Source organism: Pseudoalteromonas sp. SWYJZ19, assembly GCF_015864375.1.
GTDB lineage: Bacteria > Pseudomonadota > Gammaproteobacteria > Enterobacterales > Alteromonadaceae > Pseudoalteromonas > Pseudoalteromonas arctica.
Window position 1 is genome coordinate 1 of record NZ_JADYXI010000038.1, and the last position, 18402, is coordinate 18402.

Annotated in this window: 20 protein-coding genes; 13 read left to right on the plus strand and 7 right to left on the minus strand. The window is 38.5% G+C overall.

Annotation, left to right across the window (positions count from 1 at the left end):
• Positions 1 to 176: 176 nt before the first annotated feature.
• Complete coding sequence (slmA, locus tag I6F45_RS20600; RefSeq protein WP_007581932.1) at positions 177 to 764, minus strand: nucleoid occlusion factor SlmA; 588 nt, start codon at positions 762 to 764, stop codon at positions 177 to 179.
• Between the two features lie 111 nt (positions 765 to 875).
• Positions 876 to 2069 carry a bifunctional phosphopantothenoylcysteine decarboxylase/phosphopantothenate--cysteine ligase CoaBC gene (coaBC, locus tag I6F45_RS20605; protein ID WP_165725159.1) on the minus strand — a complete coding sequence of 398 codons (1194 nt, stop codon included), beginning with the start codon at positions 2067 to 2069 and terminating at the stop codon, positions 876 to 878.
• Between the two features lie 144 nt (positions 2070 to 2213).
• Here coaBC and radC point away from each other — a divergent pair, with 144 nt between their 5' ends.
• The 3 genes from radC to rpmG all read left to right on the plus strand — a co-directional run bounded on the left by radC (position 2214) and on the right by rpmG (position 3566).
• Positions 2214 to 2888 (plus strand): RadC family protein, encoded by a 675-nt coding sequence (radC, locus tag I6F45_RS20610; protein WP_024598926.1) that lies wholly within the window; start codon positions 2214 to 2216, stop codon positions 2886 to 2888.
• A gap of 274 nt (positions 2889 to 3162) precedes the next feature.
• The gene (gene rpmB, locus I6F45_RS20615; protein ID WP_004335549.1) at positions 3163 to 3399 is read left to right on the plus strand and encodes a 50S ribosomal protein L28; all 237 of its coding nucleotides are present in this window, start codon (positions 3163 to 3165) and stop codon (positions 3397 to 3399) included.
• Positions 3400 to 3410: 11 nt separating this feature from the next.
• The gene (gene rpmG, locus I6F45_RS20620) at positions 3411 to 3566 is read left to right on the plus strand and encodes a 50S ribosomal protein L33 (protein ID WP_004335545.1); all 156 of its coding nucleotides are present in this window, start codon (positions 3411 to 3413) and stop codon (positions 3564 to 3566) included.
• 199 nt (positions 3567 to 3765) lie between these two features.
• On the opposite strand, the gene I6F45_RS20625 is transcribed toward rpmG, so the two are convergent.
• Positions 3766 to 4692, minus strand: a complete 927-nt coding sequence (locus tag I6F45_RS20625; RefSeq protein WP_101216007.1) for a manganese-dependent inorganic pyrophosphatase — start codon at positions 4690 to 4692, stop codon at positions 3766 to 3768.
• 118 nt (positions 4693 to 4810) lie between these two features.
• On the opposite strand from I6F45_RS20625, the gene I6F45_RS20630 reads away from it, so the two are divergent.
• A complete protein-coding gene (locus I6F45_RS20630; protein ID WP_197161927.1) occupies positions 4811 to 5326 on the plus strand; it encodes a hypothetical protein in 516 nt (171 codons plus the stop codon).
• Complete coding sequence (gene mutM / locus I6F45_RS20635) at positions 5326 to 6135, plus strand: bifunctional DNA-formamidopyrimidine glycosylase/DNA-(apurinic or apyrimidinic site) lyase (RefSeq protein ID WP_197161930.1); 810 nt, start codon at positions 5326 to 5328, stop codon at positions 6133 to 6135. Before I6F45_RS20630 ends, mutM begins: the two co-directional genes overlap by 1 nt.
• A gap of 359 nt (positions 6136 to 6494) precedes the next feature.
• Here the strand turns inward: mutM and I6F45_RS20640 are convergent, their stop codons facing one another.
• The 4 genes from I6F45_RS20640 to I6F45_RS20655 are packed head-to-tail and all read right to left on the minus strand — an operon-like array spanning position 6495 to position 10110.
• On the minus strand, positions 6495 to 6995 hold the full coding sequence (locus tag I6F45_RS20640; RefSeq protein WP_165727171.1) for a DUF3299 domain-containing protein: 501 nt from the start codon (positions 6993 to 6995) through the stop codon (positions 6495 to 6497).
• A gap of 14 nt (positions 6996 to 7009) precedes the next feature.
• Complete coding sequence (locus tag I6F45_RS20645) at positions 7010 to 8332, minus strand: ABC transporter permease (protein WP_197161933.1); 1323 nt, start codon at positions 8330 to 8332, stop codon at positions 7010 to 7012.
• Entirely contained in the window at positions 8329 to 9027 is a 699-nt protein-coding gene (locus I6F45_RS20650; protein WP_197161936.1) for an ABC transporter ATP-binding protein, read from the minus strand. The genes I6F45_RS20645 and I6F45_RS20650 overlap by 4 nt, the downstream gene beginning before the upstream one ends.
• A 9-nt stretch (positions 9028 to 9036) precedes the next feature.
• Positions 9037 to 10110: a CDP-glycerol glycerophosphotransferase family protein gene (locus tag I6F45_RS20655; RefSeq protein WP_197140805.1), complete on the minus strand. Its 1074-nt coding sequence runs from the start codon at positions 10108 to 10110 to the stop codon at positions 9037 to 9039.
• A gap of 178 nt (positions 10111 to 10288) precedes the next feature.
• On the opposite strand from I6F45_RS20655, the gene I6F45_RS20660 reads away from it, so the two are divergent.
• From I6F45_RS20660 to I6F45_RS20695, 8 genes are all read left to right on the plus strand, one after another.
• On the plus strand, positions 10289 to 11392 hold the full coding sequence (locus I6F45_RS20660) for a phosphoribosylaminoimidazolesuccinocarboxamide synthase (protein ID WP_197140800.1): 1104 nt from the start codon (positions 10289 to 10291) through the stop codon (positions 11390 to 11392).
• Positions 11393 to 11514: 122 nt separating this feature from the next.
• Positions 11515 to 12177 carry a methylamine utilization protein gene (locus I6F45_RS20665; protein WP_165740331.1) on the plus strand — a complete coding sequence of 221 codons (663 nt, stop codon included), beginning with the start codon at positions 11515 to 11517 and terminating at the stop codon, positions 12175 to 12177.
• Entirely contained in the window at positions 12170 to 14485 is a 2316-nt protein-coding gene (locus tag I6F45_RS20670; protein ID WP_197161939.1) for a bifunctional diguanylate cyclase/phosphodiesterase, read from the plus strand. Before I6F45_RS20665 ends, I6F45_RS20670 begins: the two co-directional genes overlap by 8 nt.
• Complete coding sequence (locus tag I6F45_RS20675) at positions 14472 to 15305, plus strand: DUF3034 family protein (RefSeq protein WP_197161942.1); 834 nt, start codon at positions 14472 to 14474, stop codon at positions 15303 to 15305. Before I6F45_RS20670 ends, I6F45_RS20675 begins: the two co-directional genes overlap by 14 nt.
• Positions 15305 to 15724: a group I truncated hemoglobin gene (locus tag I6F45_RS20680; protein WP_165727178.1), complete on the plus strand. Its 420-nt coding sequence runs from the start codon at positions 15305 to 15307 to the stop codon at positions 15722 to 15724. Before I6F45_RS20675 ends, I6F45_RS20680 begins: the two co-directional genes overlap by 1 nt.
• 64 nt (positions 15725 to 15788) lie before the next feature.
• Positions 15789 to 16853 carry a CDP-glycerol glycerophosphotransferase family protein gene (locus I6F45_RS20685; RefSeq protein ID WP_165727179.1) on the plus strand — a complete coding sequence of 355 codons (1065 nt, stop codon included), beginning with the start codon at positions 15789 to 15791 and terminating at the stop codon, positions 16851 to 16853.
• Between the two features lie 76 nt (positions 16854 to 16929).
• Complete coding sequence (locus I6F45_RS20690) at positions 16930 to 17355, plus strand: adenylyltransferase/cytidyltransferase family protein (RefSeq protein ID WP_004335499.1); 426 nt, start codon at positions 16930 to 16932, stop codon at positions 17353 to 17355.
• A 3-nt stretch (positions 17356 to 17358) separates the two neighbouring features.
• Positions 17359 to 18192 carry a sulfurtransferase gene (locus I6F45_RS20695; protein ID WP_165740338.1) on the plus strand — a complete coding sequence of 278 codons (834 nt, stop codon included), beginning with the start codon at positions 17359 to 17361 and terminating at the stop codon, positions 18190 to 18192.
• The last annotated feature ends 210 nt before the right edge of the window (positions 18193 to 18402 follow it).

Here is an 18402-nt window from a genome sequence, read left to right on the forward strand (position 1 = left end):
ATCAAGTAACCAATGACTAAGCATAAAAATACCCTCATAATCAAAAGATGATAAGGGTATTGTGAAGCAACCAAAAGATCGGTCAACCGATCAAAAATACCTTAACTGATCGGTGTTAACCCGTAGGTCGTTTTTTAGTATTTAATTTAGTATTTAATTTATTAATTTAGCAGTAATTACAGCCAAATTTTTTGCAGCTCAAGCCATTGTTTTTCAAATTGAACACTTGGCTTTGCTTTAAAGTCGCTGCGTACAAACTGATTCATTTTGCCTTCAACGTAGGCAAGTAAAAAGTTTGCAAGTGTAAGCTCATCACTTTGAAAGTTTTTACCTTCACGTAATTTACGCTCACGAAGTACTTGTTTAAACTGAGTTTCTAATTTTTCAAACAAGCTTTGTACCCGCTCGCGTAAACGTTCCTGCTCACCTTGTAATGCGTCGCCAGTTAAAATACGAGTAATGCCTGGGTTTTTTTCAGCAAAGGTTAGAAGTAATAATAGAATGTTATAAATGCGCGTTTGGCTTTCTTTTTCGTTTTCAATAATAATATTTATACGAGATAAAAGGGTATCTTCAATAAACTCAATTAAGCCCTCAAACATACGCGCTTTGCTCGGAAAATGACGGTATAGCGCAGCTTCAGACACACCCACCTCAGCAGCTAGTTTTGCTGTAGTGATGCGTTGTCCTAAATTAGTTTCTAACATTTGTGCGAGTGCTTGCAGTATTTGCTCTTTGCGATTACTTCTTTTTGTCGCAGGCATGAACATTCCTTTTTATTAGTTATTCTTAGTGGCGCAGTTAAGAACCCTAGTCATTTTTTGTTCAAATGATTGGCGTATGTTAATGTTTTATTCAGTTTGTTTCCAGCCTTTTTATAGATGTTTAGCCAGCTGTTCGATCACCTTGCGAGCTATTTCTATTTTACTTGTTGTTGGTAATTCTAGTTGTTCGTTATGCCAGTACAGTGTTAAGGCATTATGATCGGAATTAAACCCTAAGCCACTTTTTGATACGTCATTAGCGCAAATCATATCTAGATTTTTATTCTTTAGTTTACCTTTAGCATAGCTTTCTACATTTTGAGTTTCGGCGGCAAACCCCACAGTATAAGGACGGTTTTGTTTAAGGTTGGCAATAGCTGCAATTACGTCAGGGTTTTTAGTTAAAGTAAGGGTCAGTTCGTCGCCTTGCTTTTTCATTTTTTGAGTCGCAATGTTTGCAGCTCGATAATCCGCAACAGCAGCGCAACCTATAAATGCATCTGATTGCGGTGCATAGGTAAGTGACTCAGTTAATAGCTCCTCAGCGCTTTCTATATTGATAAGGTTTACGCCAGTAGGGGCTTTTATAGTGACCGGACCCGAAATTAAATTAACCTTAGCACCGAGTTGCAAAGCGGCTTCTGCCAGTGCATAACCCATTTTTCCAGAGCTGTGATTTGATATAAAGCGTACCGGGTCGAGAGGCTCACGCGTTGGGCCTGCTGTTATTGTAATTGTTTTTCCTGCAAGTAATTGCGGTTGCTCTTTTGCTATACATAGCGCAACTAGCTCATGAGGCTCTAACATGCGTCCAGCGCCTATATCACCACACGCTTGCTCACCTTTACCCGGGCCCCAAATAAGTACGTTACGTGCCTTTAATGTGGCTAAATTAGCTTGTGTTGCTGCGTGTGCATACATTTGCTGATTCATGGCTGGTGCAACTGCGACTTTTGCAGGCGTTGCTAGCAGTAACGTTGTTAGTAGGTCGTCAGCAATGCCGGCTGCCATTTTAGCAATAATATTACACGTCGCTGGAGCAACTAAAATTAAGTCAGCCCATTTTGCAAATTCAATATGCCCCATTGAAGCTTCAGCAGAAGGGTCTAGTAATGAGTCAGAGACTGTTTCTCCACTAACGGCTTGCATGGTCAGTGGTGTAATAAAGTGTTTAGCTGATTCAGTCATAACTACTTTTACTTCACAACCAGAGTCTTTTAATCGCCTAACGAGTTCTGCACATTTATAAGCTGCAATACCGCCGGTAATACCTAGTACAATTTTTTTGTTTGTTAAGTTAGTCATGGATGTTCATCAGTTTTTATTAAATATTGGGCTTAAAATAACAAATCTTTACCCATACAGCGAAGTTTTTTAATTCGAAATAACAGGCTAAATTTCAAATTTGCATTACATTTATAAGACACTTTCGCCTCTCAAGGATGAATAATGCAACTTACTTCACTACCAAACTCACTTCGACCTCGTGAAAAGCTCATAGCAAAGGGGGCTAAGGCGCTCAGCGATGCAGAGCTTCTTGCCATATTTTTACGAACAGGGTTACCGGGAATGAATGTTATTGAGTTGGCTCAGCATTTATTAAACGAGAATAAAACACTGCATAATTTGTTTAATGCCAGTATTGAAGAGTTTTGCTCTCAAAAGGGGTTAGGGACTGCTAAATATGTACAGCTACAAGCTGTGTTAGAGCTAAGCCAGCGTTATATGCAGGAGCGTTGCCAACGAGACGCGGTATTTAATTCACCCAATTCAGTTTACGATTACCTAACAATTCAAATGCGAGGCTTGCAGCAAGAAGTATTTATGGTGTTATACCTAGATAGCCAAAATAGATTAGTAAAAGACGAGATACTTTTTTATGGCACTATTAATTCTGCCAGTGTGTATCCGCGTGAAGTGGTAAAAGCAGCTCTTAAAAATAACGCAGCCGCTGTTATTTTTGCACATAATCACCCAAGTGGTATTGCAGAACCGAGCCAAGCAGACAAACTTATTACTAATAAATTGCAGCAAGCACTGCAATTGGTCGACATAAGTGTGCTCGATCACATCATTGTGGGCGGAGAAACGTGTGTTTCGTTTGCCGAGCGAGGCCTGATTTAGCTTTGTTAGATACAGAAGTGTGTTAAAAATGAGCTGTTTAACGTGTTTTGGCAAATTAGTTTAATTTAAATGCAGTTTTTACTTTCCCTAAGGGCATTCGATCTTTATAATTAGCCGCTATCAAATTTACATATATGAGCTGATTGGATAGATCAGTGTTTGATCTTTGCCTGTAAAAGCTGTATAAAGAGCGCCCTTCGATTTATCTCTAGGGCGGAAATACACGGCCTTAGATTAAATTAAGCTCGAGCGAAGTTATTGGAGATATATAGACATGTCTAAAGTATGTCAAGTTACAGGTAAGCGTCCTGCGGTTGGTAATCACCGTTCACACGCGAGAAACGCGACTAGACGTCGTTTCCTACCTAACCTACAAACACACCGTTTTTGGGTTGAAAGTGAAAAACGTTTTGTAACATTACGCACTACTACTAAAGGTATGCGTATTATCGATAAAAAAGGCATCGACACGGTTCTTACAGAAATCCGTGCTCGCGGCGTTAAAGTTTAAGGATCTGAATCATGCGCGATAAAATCCGTTTAGTTTCAACTGCCGGTACTGGTTTTTTCTACACTACTGACAAAAACAAACGTAACATGCCTGAGAAGATGGAAATCAAAAAGTTTGATCCAAAGATTCGTAAACATGTTCTTTTTAAAGAAGCTAAAATTAAGTAATTTTAGTTCTTTTAGAATTTAAAAACCCAGCCTAGGCTGGGTTTTTTGTTTTTAAAAATATGATCAGTGAATTGATATAAAAAAACCTCGTTGGCATAACCAACAAGGCTTTAAATCAAAAAACGTTATACCAATAACATTAAATTAGTGAGCTATTTAATGCGATAAAATAATCATGTTTTTAATAAAATTGGTATCATTAGATTTTTGTGAATGCATCTTGTAGTGGTGGAACTACTTGCTTTTTACGGCTCAGTACACCATCTAACCATACTTTATCATTCTCTGGTTTTACACCGTAAGCCTGCTCAACTAAGTTTGCATCGTCAGATACAATTAGCATTTCTGAGCCTTCTTTCATTATATCGGTAAGCAGTAAAAATACCGAGTGGCGGTTGCCCTCAACTTTTAGCTTAGCAATATCGGCTGCAAGGTCCGCTTTAATATCGTCAAAAACAGCAAGGTCGATTACTTCTAGTTGGCCAATGCCTACCAGGTTACCGTTCATGTTGAAGTCTTTAAAGTCACGCATTACTAAATCACGTGCTGGTGTGTCTTCTACCGCAGATTTAACGCGGAACATATCCATACCAAGTTCTTTAAAGTCCTCGATACCTGCAATTTCAGCAAGCGCTTCAACACATTTAATATCGGCAGTGGTACATGTTGGTGATTTAAATATGACGGTGTCGCTTAAAATTGCACACATCATAATACCCGCGATGTCTTTAGGGATTTCTACGCTGTAGAAGTCGTACATCATTTTAATAATAGTGTTTGAACAACCAACAGGACGAATCCAGCATTCAAGCGGAGTAGATGATGTTAAGTCACCTAATTTGTGGTGATCTACCACGCCAACAACGCGAGCTTGGTCGATATCATCGGGTGCTTGTGTTTTTTCTGTGTGATCTACAATATACACATCTTCACCCGCGTAGCTTAATTTAAGCTCTGGTGCTTCGAAGCCAAATTTATCAAGGATAAATTGAGTTTCAGGTGAAATTTCACCAAGACGAGTTGGAATTGCAGGCTCATCGATTTGGTTTTTTAAATAAGCCAGTGCAATTGCACCACAAATAGAATCTGAATCTGGGATTTTATGGCCCACTACATACATAGACATTGACGGAACTCCTTTAAATTTGCCGATATTCTAACAAAGTCTGCGGCCTTTAACATATAGACAGCGCAATTAAGTTTTAGTTACACTTTAAAATCTTGAATTTACTAGGTGTATTAATATGCGACTGGGCCGTAAAGGTTGGAACAACGTTATAATATTTTCGATGTTGATTATGATCTTCTTCTTAAATGGCTGGCATAAGCAACTTTTGGGAGGGGAGGATAAACCAACATTACAAGCCGTACTCCCCCAGCAAAGTTTTGTACTGACACTGCAATTTGTTGATCAAAAAATTGAGCGAATAGGAACAAGCTGGCGTACAACCCCACTACAAAAAGACATACCGCTTGTGTGGCAAGCATCTGAGCAGCAACTTAGTGATTTAATTAATCAGTGGCAAAGCGCGCAGTTAATGGGCGTTAACGAATCTGTTGTTTTTAATCCTAATGCACCTTTATATGTTGCTGCATTTGAGTTGGCTGGCGAGAGTTTACCTTGGGTTTATTTGCTTTATAAAGGCGATGGGCAATATTACTTACTCGAAAAGAGTAGCCAACGAATACTCGCACTCGATTTAAAAACTGCACAGCAGTTATTTCCTAGTTTTGATTTTTCACAAAGTGAGTCTAATTAATGCCTGAATTACCAGAGGTAGAAGTGAGCCGAATGGGCATCACTCCCCACGTACAAAACCAAGTAGTTACTAAGGTAAATATTTATAATGCCAGTATGCGCTGGCCAGTGCCTGATGACGTGTATCAGCTTGAAGGGCTAATTGTTACTAGTATTGAACGACGAGCTAAATATTTACTTTTACACTGTGAACTGGGCAGCACTATTTTACACTTGGGTATGTCGGGTAATTTACGTGTTGTAGAAAAAAATGAGCCGCTTAAAAAACATGACCATGTTGAGTTTATTTTTGGCAACGGTAAAGCACTGCGCTTAAACGATCCTCGTCGCTTTGGTTGTTGCTTATGGCAAGAGCCAGGTGAAGTGCATAAGCTACTCTCTAAGCTTGGCCCTGAGCCGCTTACCGATGACTTTTTTGCTAAACGCGTGTACGAACAATCGCGCAATAAAAAAGTACCCGTAAAGCAGTTTATTATGGATAACGCAGTGGTGGTTGGAGTTGGTAATATTTACGCGAATGAATCGTTATTTAAAGCGGGTATACATCCAAAGCGAGAAGCGGGAAAAGTATCGCTCAAACGTTATCAAGCACTTATCCCTATTATAAAGGACACGCTTGCTGCGGCTATAATGCAAGGTGGTACAACGCTTAAAGACTTTGCACAAAGTGATGGTAAACCAGGGTATTTTGCTCAAGAGTTATTAGTATATGGGCGCAAAGGCAAGCTATGTATGACGTGTGAAAACGAATTGGAAGAAATTAGATTGGGGCAGCGCAGTACTATTTTTTGCTCAAATTGCCAAAAGTAGTTATCCAGGGCGTGTTGACCTTTCGTGATTAATTTTGCAGCAGACTGTTTGGTATTTAGGCAAGGTAGAGCCTATGTAGTGTGGTTATTCCCCATAAATTGGCGATAACGCAGAATAAATGCCAAACATGCGCTGTCCTTTGGATTCTTTCTAGGGACGATTAACTCTTTGTTGCTCGATTTTTACTTAGCCCGCTAGGTTACAAACCTCGCGCCGCGATTAAATCGCCCCTAGATTGAACAAATTTCAATCCACAAAGATCAACACGCCCTAGTTATTTGAGTATTCAGTTATTTAAATTTTATCGATTCTAAATTTAATGATATTTAAGGGCCAGCTTTAAAAGCTGGCCCTTTATTTTAAAGCTCGAACGGTGCTACACCGACCGCTTTCATTTTATATCCTACCTGCGCTATTTCGCCCGACCATGTTTCTGTACTAATTATTCCGGTCACGACAATTGCGTCGTATAGGCTATCTATTGGTACTCCACCTTTAATTGTTACATGGACTATTTGATTTGGCGGTGGTGGTGGTACGTGTATACAGGCGCCAAAATAAGGAACGAGTAAAAACTCGGTAATTACTTCGCTATCGCCCTCAAGTGGCACAACAAAACCAGGCAAACTCACCGATTGGCCATCAAGTGCCTTTACCACTGGAGCATCTAAATCGGGTTGCACCCAGTTTTGATCACTACCTTGGTGATTAGCTTGTGCTTGAGTGTCTATTTGCACGTGGTTTTTAGGGATTAAGTCTTCCCAAAAAATTTCTTTTGGTGGATTAGCATAACTCGCTACGCTTATAAATAATAAGCCAATAGCAGCAATGTACTGAAAAGCTGTTTTAAAAAATGTCATAAAATCCCTAAAAATTATGCTTTTATACTCATACCATCGCTGAGTGAATAAAAATAAGCGCGAGTAGCGGGTATTAAGCCAATAATAAAACCGGCTGCCATAATAACGCCGATTAAGCCCAGTTCATAGTAAGAGAGTATTGTGATATTTACGCTTATACCGGCATGACTTTGTAAGTAACCGCCGGCTGAAAAAATAGCTAAATAGTAAAGCACACTACCTGCTAGGCAACCAAGTAAAGTGGTCAGTAGTGACTCAATACTTATAAGTGTAAATAAATGCCAAGGGCGAGCGCCTACCGAACGTAATATAGCAAGTTCGCGACGACGCTGACTCAGGTTTGCGAGCAATGTCGTTAGCATGCCAAGTAGGCTAATTAACACGACAACAGCTGAGAATAGCAAAAGTATTTTTTCTACTATGGCGAGCATTTCCCATAACTCTTTAAGTGTTACGGTTGGCATAATGCCAAGCAGGGCTTCTTGCTTATATTGATTTATATTGCGCCTAATTTGTAGTGTGTATAAAGGCGAATTAAACCCCATTAAAAATGCCGTAATTTGTTTAGGATGACCTGTTAAATCATTATGCTTTTCGTGTTCAGCGTGTTCAGCGTGTTCAGCGTGTTCAGCGTGTTCAGCGTGTTCAGCGTGTTCAGCGTGTTCAGCGTGTTCAGCGTGTTCAGCGTGAACTGGACTTGATCCGCCGTGAATTAAATCTATTGCAGCTAAAGGTATATGTAATGTTTTATCAACAGGCGTGCCTGTTGGATTTAAAATACCGACGATTTTAAATGGGTTGTCGTCATGATGATGAAAGCTGGTGTTCCCCATACCGTGCGATATAACAATAGAGTCGTTAAGTTTATAACCTAATTTATTAGCGACTTCACTACCTAGCACCACTTCGTTAATTGCAGCAAAAGGGTGGCCTTTATTAAAGGTTAAATTTTGTTTTTTTGCAAAGCGATAATGGCTAAAATAATCAAGTGTTGTGCCTAGTACCGCTTGGCCTTTATGGCTGTCGCCTAGGCTTATAGGTATGCTCCATTTTACGCCTCGCTGACTGGTTATGTATTCATAACTTTTCCAGCTTACGCCGTTATTAGTATGGCCGATTCTAAATACTGACGAAAGCAGCAACTGTATGTCGCCGGTACGTGCACCAACAATTAAATCAGTGCCCGAAATAGTATTACTAAAACTACTTTTAGCATCAATTCGTACACGTTCAATACTTAAAAGTAGCATTACACTAATTGCGATAGTAAATAATGTAAGCAGTACACTTGCGCGGCGGTTTAATAAGCTTTTGTAAGCAAGTTTAGCGAGAATCATACTTGTTCCTGCAAGCTTATAAGGTCAATGGAGCGGTCAAATAAAGGCTTTAGTGTTTCATCGTGGCTCACAAATACCAGCGCACTATTAGATAACTTTGCCTGCTCAAACAGTAACTTTATAAAGCTTTCACGGTTATTTGTATCGAGTGCAGATGTGGGCTCATCAGCAATTATTAATTCAGGGCTGCCTATAAATGCGCGAGCTGCAGCAACGCGCTGTTGCTGTCCAATACTCAATGTCGCTACATCTTTATGGTGATACTGCTCAGTAAGGCCTAAAGCATTTAATAACCGCATCGCTTCTTTTTGTAAGGCAGAGTTTTTATTTGATGATTTCTTTAATATTTTTTGTTTTCGGCTTTTTGAAAACTCACACCCAAGCGTTATATTTTCAATAGGGGTTAAATAAGGAAGCAGGTTAAAGTTTTGAAAAATGTAGCCAATGTGATCCGCTCTAAAAATATCACGGGTAGTATTGCTTAATGTAGTTAGGTTTTGGTCTAAAATTGATACCTCACCGCTGGTGGCTGTATTAATGCCAGCAAGAATCGCTAACAATGTCGATTTACCTGAGCCACTAGGACCGTGTAAAAAAATATGCTCACCTTTTTCTATAACTAACTCTTTTATGTTGAGCGTGGGTGAGCTATCGCTTTTATGCCACTTAAAAGTTACGTTTTTTAGGTTGATCATTACTTTATTTTACCATTTCCAATAATTGAGGTTTCTGCGCGTTTTAAATTGCCTAATAATATTAAATGGCTTAGGTTTTAGTTTATCTTCACTTAATAAAAACTCATTTGTTGCAGCAACTACGCGTTCACTCGACTGCCCATCAGTATATGGATGAAGCTCTTGGCAATAGTTTTCAATGTTTTTCATAAGTGTTTTAGGGTACGTGAAAGCCTGCTCTAAGGCTTCTTCAACTTTATTAGGGTCTGTTACATTAAGTAGGTGTTCCTCAGGAGCATTATTACAAAAGGTGACCACAGGTTTTCGTTGGACTAAAAACATTAAAAGTACTGATGATGTATCGCATAACATAACATCGGCTGATTTTAATAAAGGGACTACGTCGTCGGTCTCAATAAACGTTAAATTTTGATTGCTTAATGCCTTATATTTGTTCACCAATTCAGTTGGCATTTTTGGATGAAATTGCATTAAAATTCGCCATTTCCCGGTTTCACTAAAATGTTTTATTTGCTCATATAGCTTTGGAGCAAGCGATAGTCGCTTTGAAAATGTAGAGCAGATTAATAAGGTTGGTCGGGTGTCTGATTTATTTGTATAAGGCGTTTCGGTGATGCCATCAAATAATCGGTCAAGAGGAGGCCAGCCAGTTTCTGTTACCTTGAAATAGCCTAGTTTTCTTTGTAAGGCTTTAAATGGGATTGTTGTATTTGGGCCTTGCGTACAATACAGGTCGAAACAACCTCTAGCTTTAAGGTGATCGTTATTCCCTTTTTTATCTAGCTTACCTGCATCAAAGCCATGAAACACACCTACTTTGATACCAGGGAAAAAAGTGGGTATTAAATTAGCCGGTGCAAACGTTGCATCGGGTTTCCATTCGTGAATATCTTCTATTGTATTAAGCCGTTTTTCTTCTTTTTTTAAAAAATTAGGATTGACTGCCAAACCTTGTAAAAACCAGCGCACTTCACCACCATTAGCTAATATTGCAGCCTGAATAGGCCTCAAAATAGCATATGAATAATTTTGAGAAATATACATCAAGTATTTTTTATTTTTAGTGGCAGTTAAGTAGTTCAAGCTATCTCCTCAGGCTGGTTGGCACATTAAGTTTACCCCATTGCGACTCGCTTATAAATATATGCCTTTATTTGTTTTAAGCATCCGATTGAGCTTTGAGGTTGGCTAGATTATTATACAGCCCATATAACCCCATACCATACTTTGCTCAAAGAGCATCCCTAACCCCGGAGATAGCATGACTAGCTATAAAGTTTTAGACGTAAACGATGATTTACCCATTCGTACCAAAGGTGAAGTACACAGCGGTAAAGTTCGTTCAGTTTATTGGTTAACTGATGAAGACAGCGCACGATTAATTAAAGACAAAGGCTACCAAGTACCGACAGGTACTGAGCTTGCGATTATGGTTATTTCAGACCGAATTTCTGCATTTGATTGCATTTGGCAAGGCGAAAATGGTTTAAATGGCGTACCAGGTAAAGGTATAGCGTTAAACTCAGTGGCAGCCCATTGGTTTAAGTTATTTGATAAGGCAGGCCTTGCGGGGAATCATATTGTTGATATTCCGCATCCGTATGTGTGGATTGTACGCAAAGCCAGTACAGTAAAAGTAGAGGCAATTGCTCGCCAATATATTACGGGTAGCATGTGGCGCGATTACGCCAAAGGCATACGTAACTTTTGTGGTATTGACTTGCCAGAGGATTTAAAAGCGAACCAAAAGCTTGATAACGTTTTAATTACGCCATCAACAAAAGGTATTATTGAAGGCGTTGCCGATATTCCGGCCGTTGATGATGTAAATATTACTCGCGCTAACATTACTAATAACTTAGATGTATTTAACTTTAAATCGGCAGATGATGTAACAAAATACGAAAAACTGTTAGTTGAAGGTTTTAAATTAATTAGTGATGAACTTGCTAAGCTTGACCAGATTTTTGTAGATACAAAATTTGAGTTTGGTTATGTAGAGGATTTAAATGGCGCACAGCAACTTATTTATATTGATGAAGTAGGCACGCCAGATTCATCGCGTATTTGGGATGAAGCTGCATACAAAAACGGTAAAATTGTTGAAAACTCTAAAGAAGGCTTTCGCCAATTACTTATTAATAATGTGCCAGAGAGCGACGTATTATTAAATAAAGATCGCATGAGTGAGCGTGAGCAGTTAGCAAAAGATTATATTTTACCTGAATCAGTAATGCTTGAAGTGTCAAATACCTATGTTGGCATAGCGAGTAAAATTGTAGGTAAAGATATTGTGATCCCTGAGAATCCTCGCCAAGAAGTAATTACTATTTTAGATAACGATTACGGATTAATTGTTAAATAGCAGCACTTAAGTGCTAACAAAGCCAGTAACTAAGTCTTTATTTTTAGTTACTGGGCTATAATTCTTGCAATTAGTGCTCGTCTCTAATTAACTTAACCTAACATTAATATTTAGGTGTTGTTATGTTTGAGCGGGCATTGCAAAAATTTGTAAAAAGCAGTTACTTTTTAGCTATAGGTTTGTTTTTTAGTCAGTTTGCTTTAAGTGCTAATATTGAATTAGTAATAGAAGATCAACACGGCCAAAAGTTATCAGGTGCAGTGGTTGAGCTTAATATTGCTGACAAACAAGCCACACCATCAAATTTGCCCATTGCTATAATGGATCAAGTCCATAAGCAGTTTTTACCCGAATTATTAGTTGTACAACAGGGTCAAAAAGTTAACTTTCCTAACAGCGATAATATTCGCCATCATGTTTATTCTTTTTCACAAGCTAAGCCTTTTCAACTAAGATTATATTCAGGGCAACCAAAAGAGCCCATTACGTTTGAGCAACAAGGGGTTGTTGTTTTAGGGTGTAATATTCATGACTCTATGGTTGGCTATATCTATGTAGCGAGTAGTGAATCCGTATATAAAACAGATAAAAAAGGCTATGTTAGTTTGCCTATTAATACGCTGCCTGCACAAGTGAGTGTGTGGCACCCTTTACAAACAGCGCCATTGGAGAATAAAAAAATGATAACAATTAATTCTCAAAAACAGTTACAGATAACAGTAAACACATCGACCCCAGCACCTAGAAATACCTTTGGTAGTAAGTTTAAGGCTGGTAATGACTAATAGTTTACGAAATCGCATAACCATTTTATGTGTTGGCTTAGTGTTATTAACCACTATGGTCAGCTTGTTTAGTTTTTGGTGGTCTACGAGTAAGTTTCAAGAAGAAAAAGTAAATCAAGACATTACCGTAGCGCAAAATGTTTATAAGCAATATTTAAAATCAAAAGAAAGCCTACTACTAACCGCAGCAAAAGTACTCACCTCCGACTTTGGTTTTAAGCAAGCTGTAGCAACGCGGGATGCCGGGACAATAAGCAGTGTGTTGTTTAATCATAGCCAACGTATTGATGCCGAATTAATGCTGCTACTTGATTTATCGGGTAGGCTAATTTCCGCCAATACTGACGAAGACGCTTTTGCACATAACTTAAAGCCGTTAATGGAAGAGCTTTTAAGTGCGCCAGAAGAGTCTAGTTTTGTGGTGCTAAATAACGAGCTTTACCAAATTATTTTATTACCCGTAAGAGCGCCACGTACAGTGGCCTATAGTTTGGTGGGTTTTAAAATTGATGACAATGTAGCCCATGAACTAAAAAGCTTAACAGGCATGGATGTGAGCTTTATAGGTAGCGCTGACGATATTGTTATTAGTTCATTAGCTAATCGCCCTGAGCAATTTGAACCTGTTAGCTATTTTAGTACCGTAACCACTTCGCGGTTTTTTGGTGAGTATTTGGTGTATCGTAATCGAGATATAGATTTACCATCGTTGTTGACCCATCCTATAATTATTTTACTGAGCGCCGATTTAACACAAAGTTATAGTGACTTCGAAAAACTTCTTTTTACACTTATTATTTTAGCTATTTTAACTATGTTTGTAGGTGTTATTACGAGCAGCATATTTGCAAATAACTTAACTACACCGCTCACCCAACTAGCTGTAATTGCAAGGCAATTTGCGCAAGGTAACTATTCCTTTGAATTTAAAGGGCGAAGGCAAAGTACCGAAATAGACACGCTAGTCGCAGCGTTTGATAGCATGGGTAATGATATTAATCAGCGCGAGCAACAAATTAGCTTTCAAGCCAGACACGACTCCCTAACAGGCTTTTATAACCGCTCAGCAATGCTTGAGGTGCTTGATGATGAGTTGGATTCATCAGCCGAGTACACGCTCGTTGCAATAGACATAAAAGGTCTTCGCCATATAAACGATAAGCTCGGTCCGCGCATTGGTGATGACTGCCTAAAGGCGGTTGCTTGCAGAATAAGTGAGTTTTCGGATGAGTTAGGGGGCTTTCATGCTCGTATTGGCGGCGATGAGTTTTTAACTGTGTTTCCGACTGCGGCAGCGCGCGAACACAAAAGCGGGATTGTTGGCTTAATGGCACAATTACAAGCGTGCTACACCATTCAAAAACTAAAAATTAACTTACGCTTTAGTGCGGGCATTGTGCAGTATCCTACCCAAGGAATTGCAAGTGATGACTTAATGCGCCGCGTGCTAATTGCTGTTGAAAGTGCTGCAAACACGCAAGAGAGCATACATTATTATCAAAATGGTGAAGACGAGGCGCACTTAGAGCGCTTAATAATGCTTGATGAATTAAAGCAGGCGATTAGTGATGACGACGGTCAATTGTTTATGACTTATCAGCCTAAACTACACATGAAAACGCAAAAAATAGATAAAGTTGAGTCACTTATTCGCTGGCAGCGAAAAGATGGTAGCTGGGTTAATCCTGAACTGTTTATTGACTTAGCTGAGCAGTCGGGCCTTATTGTTGAGCTTACTGGGTGGGTTGTTAATACGGTTGTAGCACAAGTAGCTGATTGGCAGTTTAAAAATATAAACTTACAGGCTGCAATAAATGTATCTGCGCAAGACATAGCATTTCCGGGCTTTCATGCTGCATTAGTTCGTACGCTTAAAAAGTACAAAGTAGATCCTAAGCTGATCACTATTGAGCTTACTGAGCGCGATATGATCGAAAACGAAGAGAAAGGCATTAAAGCGCTCGAAAATCTTAAGGCAATTGGCGTTAAAATATCATTAGATGATTATGGTGTAGGGCAAACATCACTTGGCCGATTAAAAATGCTGCCTATTGATGAGCTTAAACTAGATAAGTGCTTTATTTTAAAACTTGATGAGTCACAAAAAGATCAATTTATAGTGCAATCATCAATTACGTTGGGGCATCAGCTAGGTTTCTCGGTTGTAGCTGAGGGGGTTGAAACACTTGGCTCATTAAATTTACTTAGAGGTATGCAGTGCGACCATGCACAAGGCTATTACTTAAGTAGGCCTTTAAAAGCAGAACTATTAGAAGAATGGCTGGAGGAATACTATGAAAAAAATTAAATACTTATTAGCAAGTTTGTTTTTAATAATTAGTGTACCGAGCATTGCAAGCAATGGAAAACTGCTAGCTACGCCGGGAGTTTCTCAAATTGAAGGCAGTGGCGGCGGTGGTATTGTACCGTGGGCACAACTTGCTGGGTACGCAAGTGATGATGAATTTTCGGTAAATGGCTTTTGTAGCCGCGCAGATGTAACCGACTACACACTTGACGTATGTGGTGCACAACTTAATTTATTTAATCGTGTTGAGCTTAGTTATGCCCAACAGCGCTTTGATGTACCAGCACTTGATGCTGAAATAGAGCAATCAATTACAGGTGCTAAAATACGTTTATATGGTGATATTGTTTACAGTGATTGGCCACAACTTAGCTTAGGTATTCAGCATAAATCACTGGATGATGGCAGTATTGCAACACTTGTAGGCGCAGAAGATACTAGCGGCACTGACTACTACCTCGCTGCTAGTAAATTACATTTAGGGGCCATTGCTGGTTATAACTGGTTTTGGAACGTAATCACACGATACAGCGAAGCTAATCAACTTGGTTTGCTTGGCTACGGTGGAGAAAATGGTAGTGGTAAAGTGCTATTTGAAGGTAGCACAGCTATATTTTTTAGTCGTGAAGTAGCCGTAGGTGTTGAGTATCGTCAAAAATCAAATAACTTAAACTTAGGCGAACAAGATTGGAAAGACTTATTTGTAGCATGGATGCCTAATAAGCACGTAAGTGTGACAGCGGCTTACCTTGATTTAGGAAGCATTGCAGGGGCTGACGATCAAACAGGTTGGTATTTATCGGTAACAGGGTATTGGTAATGAAAAGCGTTAGTATTTTTTTGATTTGTTTAGGGTTGCTTAGTGGGTGCGCGAACTCTACTAAGCTCTCACTTTATCAAAAGCTGGATGGTAAAGCGGGGATAGGCAGAATTATTGATAGCTTTATCTATCAAATAGGTAATGACGAGCAGATAATTCATTACTTTGAACACAGTAATATAGCGTACTTTCGCCAAGGGTTTATTACTCATATGTGCATGTTAGTAGAAGGCCCATGTACATACGATGGCGACTCTATGGTGGCTATTCATACTGGTATGCATATTACAGAGAAAGATTTTAATCATGTTGTTGATTTGCTTATAAATGCAATGAATGAGCAAAATATTAGCCATAGCTTACAAAACGATATTCTTTCTAGAATGGCGCCACTTCGTAGTGAAATTATAAAAATGTAATCACTTTGTTTTTGTTATGCTCCTTTCAAGGTAGAATATAAAGAAAAAATAATAGTGATCCTATATGAATATAATTTTTGATACACAAAGCCTTTACTATCTCCCTCAGTATATCCCTGTATATAAAGAATTATGTAGAAATGGCATCAAAAGTAAATTTGTATTTTATAAAAATAGCCATGAACATTTAATTCAGCGTGTTATAGATGACTATGACTTAGAGCACATCTGGGTTAACGAACAACAACAATCAATTGCTTATTACGAAAATGAAAAAGCTGATTGGGTTTTTTTTGCTAACTCTTTTTGTTACCTAGACCGCTTACATAAAGTATCTAAAAGCGCTCAGCTCGGACATGGAATAGGCCCTAAATCAAGTTACTATACTAAGTCTAGTCAAGCAATGACAGTTAGGTTTGTTGAAGGTCAGTACAGACTAAACCGTTTAAAATCAATGTATCCAAATGATGAATTTGTTGATGTAGGCTTTTGCAAATTAGACCCTATTTTCAATAAGGAAAAAATTGATGGCACGTTAGAATTAACTAACTTTGATAATAAAAAACAAACTATTTTATACGCTCCTACATTTTATCCAAGCAGCTTAGAGTTATTTCCTGAAAATTGGCCGGAACATTTTGGCGATTACAACATCTTAATAAAACCTCATTACTTTTCTATTAGTAAAGAGCGTTATAAAAAACACGTGAAATTGCTAGATCATTGGTCAACGTATCCCAATGTATATTTAGCAAAAGTAGAAGATTATTCGTTAGTGCCTTTTTTAGATAAAGCAGATTTATTGATTAGTGATGCATCATCAGCTTTATTTGAATTTGCTCTGTTAAACAAGCCGGTCATTTGGTGCGATTTTTTGAAGTTGCGTTGGGGATACAAAGGAATATTTTCATATCGTTTTAAAAAGCGAATGGATCAAGATTATGGTGAGTATGCGAATGTTGCTATACACGCCAAAAAATATAAAAACCTTAAAAAGTTAGTTGAACAACAACTGGCTGAACCAGAAAGCTTAGCTAATATTAGATTGTCTTTATCAGAAAAGTTAGCGGGTAAAATGGACGGTAAAGCAAGTAACAGAATTGTTCAATATTTAATAAAAAATAAGTAACTATTACAAAAGTATTTGGATGTAATCGAACTACTAAAAGGATTTATAAACTCTAAATTATAATTGGGCTTTAGAAATGAAAAAAATTGGATATACAACGGGTGTTTTTGACTTATTCCACATAGGTCATTTAAATATTCTGAAAAGAGCCAAATTAGAGTGTGATTACTTAATTGTGGGTATTACTACCGATGAGTTAAGCAAGTCAGCTAAAAATAAAGAGCCAGTGATTCCTTTTCAGGAGCGTATGGAAATAGTTGAAGCAATAAAATTTGTTGATGAAGTTGTTCCCCAGGTTAACTATGACAAAGAAGAAGCCTGGAACAACTTAAAATTTGATAAAATGTTCGTGGGTGATGATTGGAAGGGCACCGATAAGTGGAACCAAATAGAAGCTGACTTTAAAAAGTTTAATGTTGAAATATGTTATTTCTCTTATACCTCTCATACATCTAGTACGAAATTAAGAAACGTATTAGACAAAATATGTAGTGCTAAATAATTAATGAAAAACCTAATTAGCTGTCAGCAATTACACGAGCAACTTAATAATCCTGCATTAGTGATATTTGATGCAGGTATGCTGCGCCCAGGTGTTTTGGGTACTTATTCGCCGCAAGCAATGCTGCCTAACGCTAAACGTTTTGACATAAAAAACGAATTGGCCGATAGATCAAATCCCTTACCAAGTATGGTATGCAGCGAGCAGCAGTTTACCCACATGATGCAAAATGCAGGTGTAAATAACGACTCGTTTATAGTTGTATACGAAGATGGCGGTTTATTTAGCGCAGCAAGAGCGTGGTGGATGTTTAAAGCTATGGGGCATCACAATGTTAAAGTACTCAGTGGTGGCCTTAAAAAGTGGTTAGAGAGCGATTACGCCACACAACAAGGTTATAGCAAAGCGTCAGGTAAAGGTGATTTTACGGCAAACTATAACTCTGCGTATTTTATTAATAGCCAACAAGTGGTTGACGTAATCGATGAGCCCAGCACTGCATTGCTAGATGCACGTGCTTATAAGCGTTTTACAGGCGAAGAAAGTGAACCCCGAAAAGGTATGCGTAGCGGGCATATCCCAAATAGTCGCTCGTTACCTTTTATGAATTTACTCAATAAAGGTGAAGCAAAACCACTTACTGAAATTAAAGCGATATTTAATGACGTGGTTGATGATGCGCAGCAGCTACAATTTAGCTGTGGCTCAGGTATTACAGCCTGTGTTTTAGCGTTATTTGCTACCGAGTGTGGTTACAGTAATTTAAGCGTTTATGATGGTTCGTGGAGTGAGTGGGGCGCAAGTGATTCATTGCCCATCGCCACGGGAGAAAAGTAGACGTGTTGGATATGTAAAGCTTGCTCACGTTAAAAGCGCAGCGCCTCTAAACCTCTTTGTGAATAACAGTATTTAAAAATATTACTCACAACGGAGTTTTTCAAGTTAGTTGTCGCATCAAATTAAATTTTATGCCGCCCGCATTGCTTCTTTTTTCTCTGGATTTAAATTTACTTCATTGATCATCGTCCAATCTCGAGACTTTCCTGA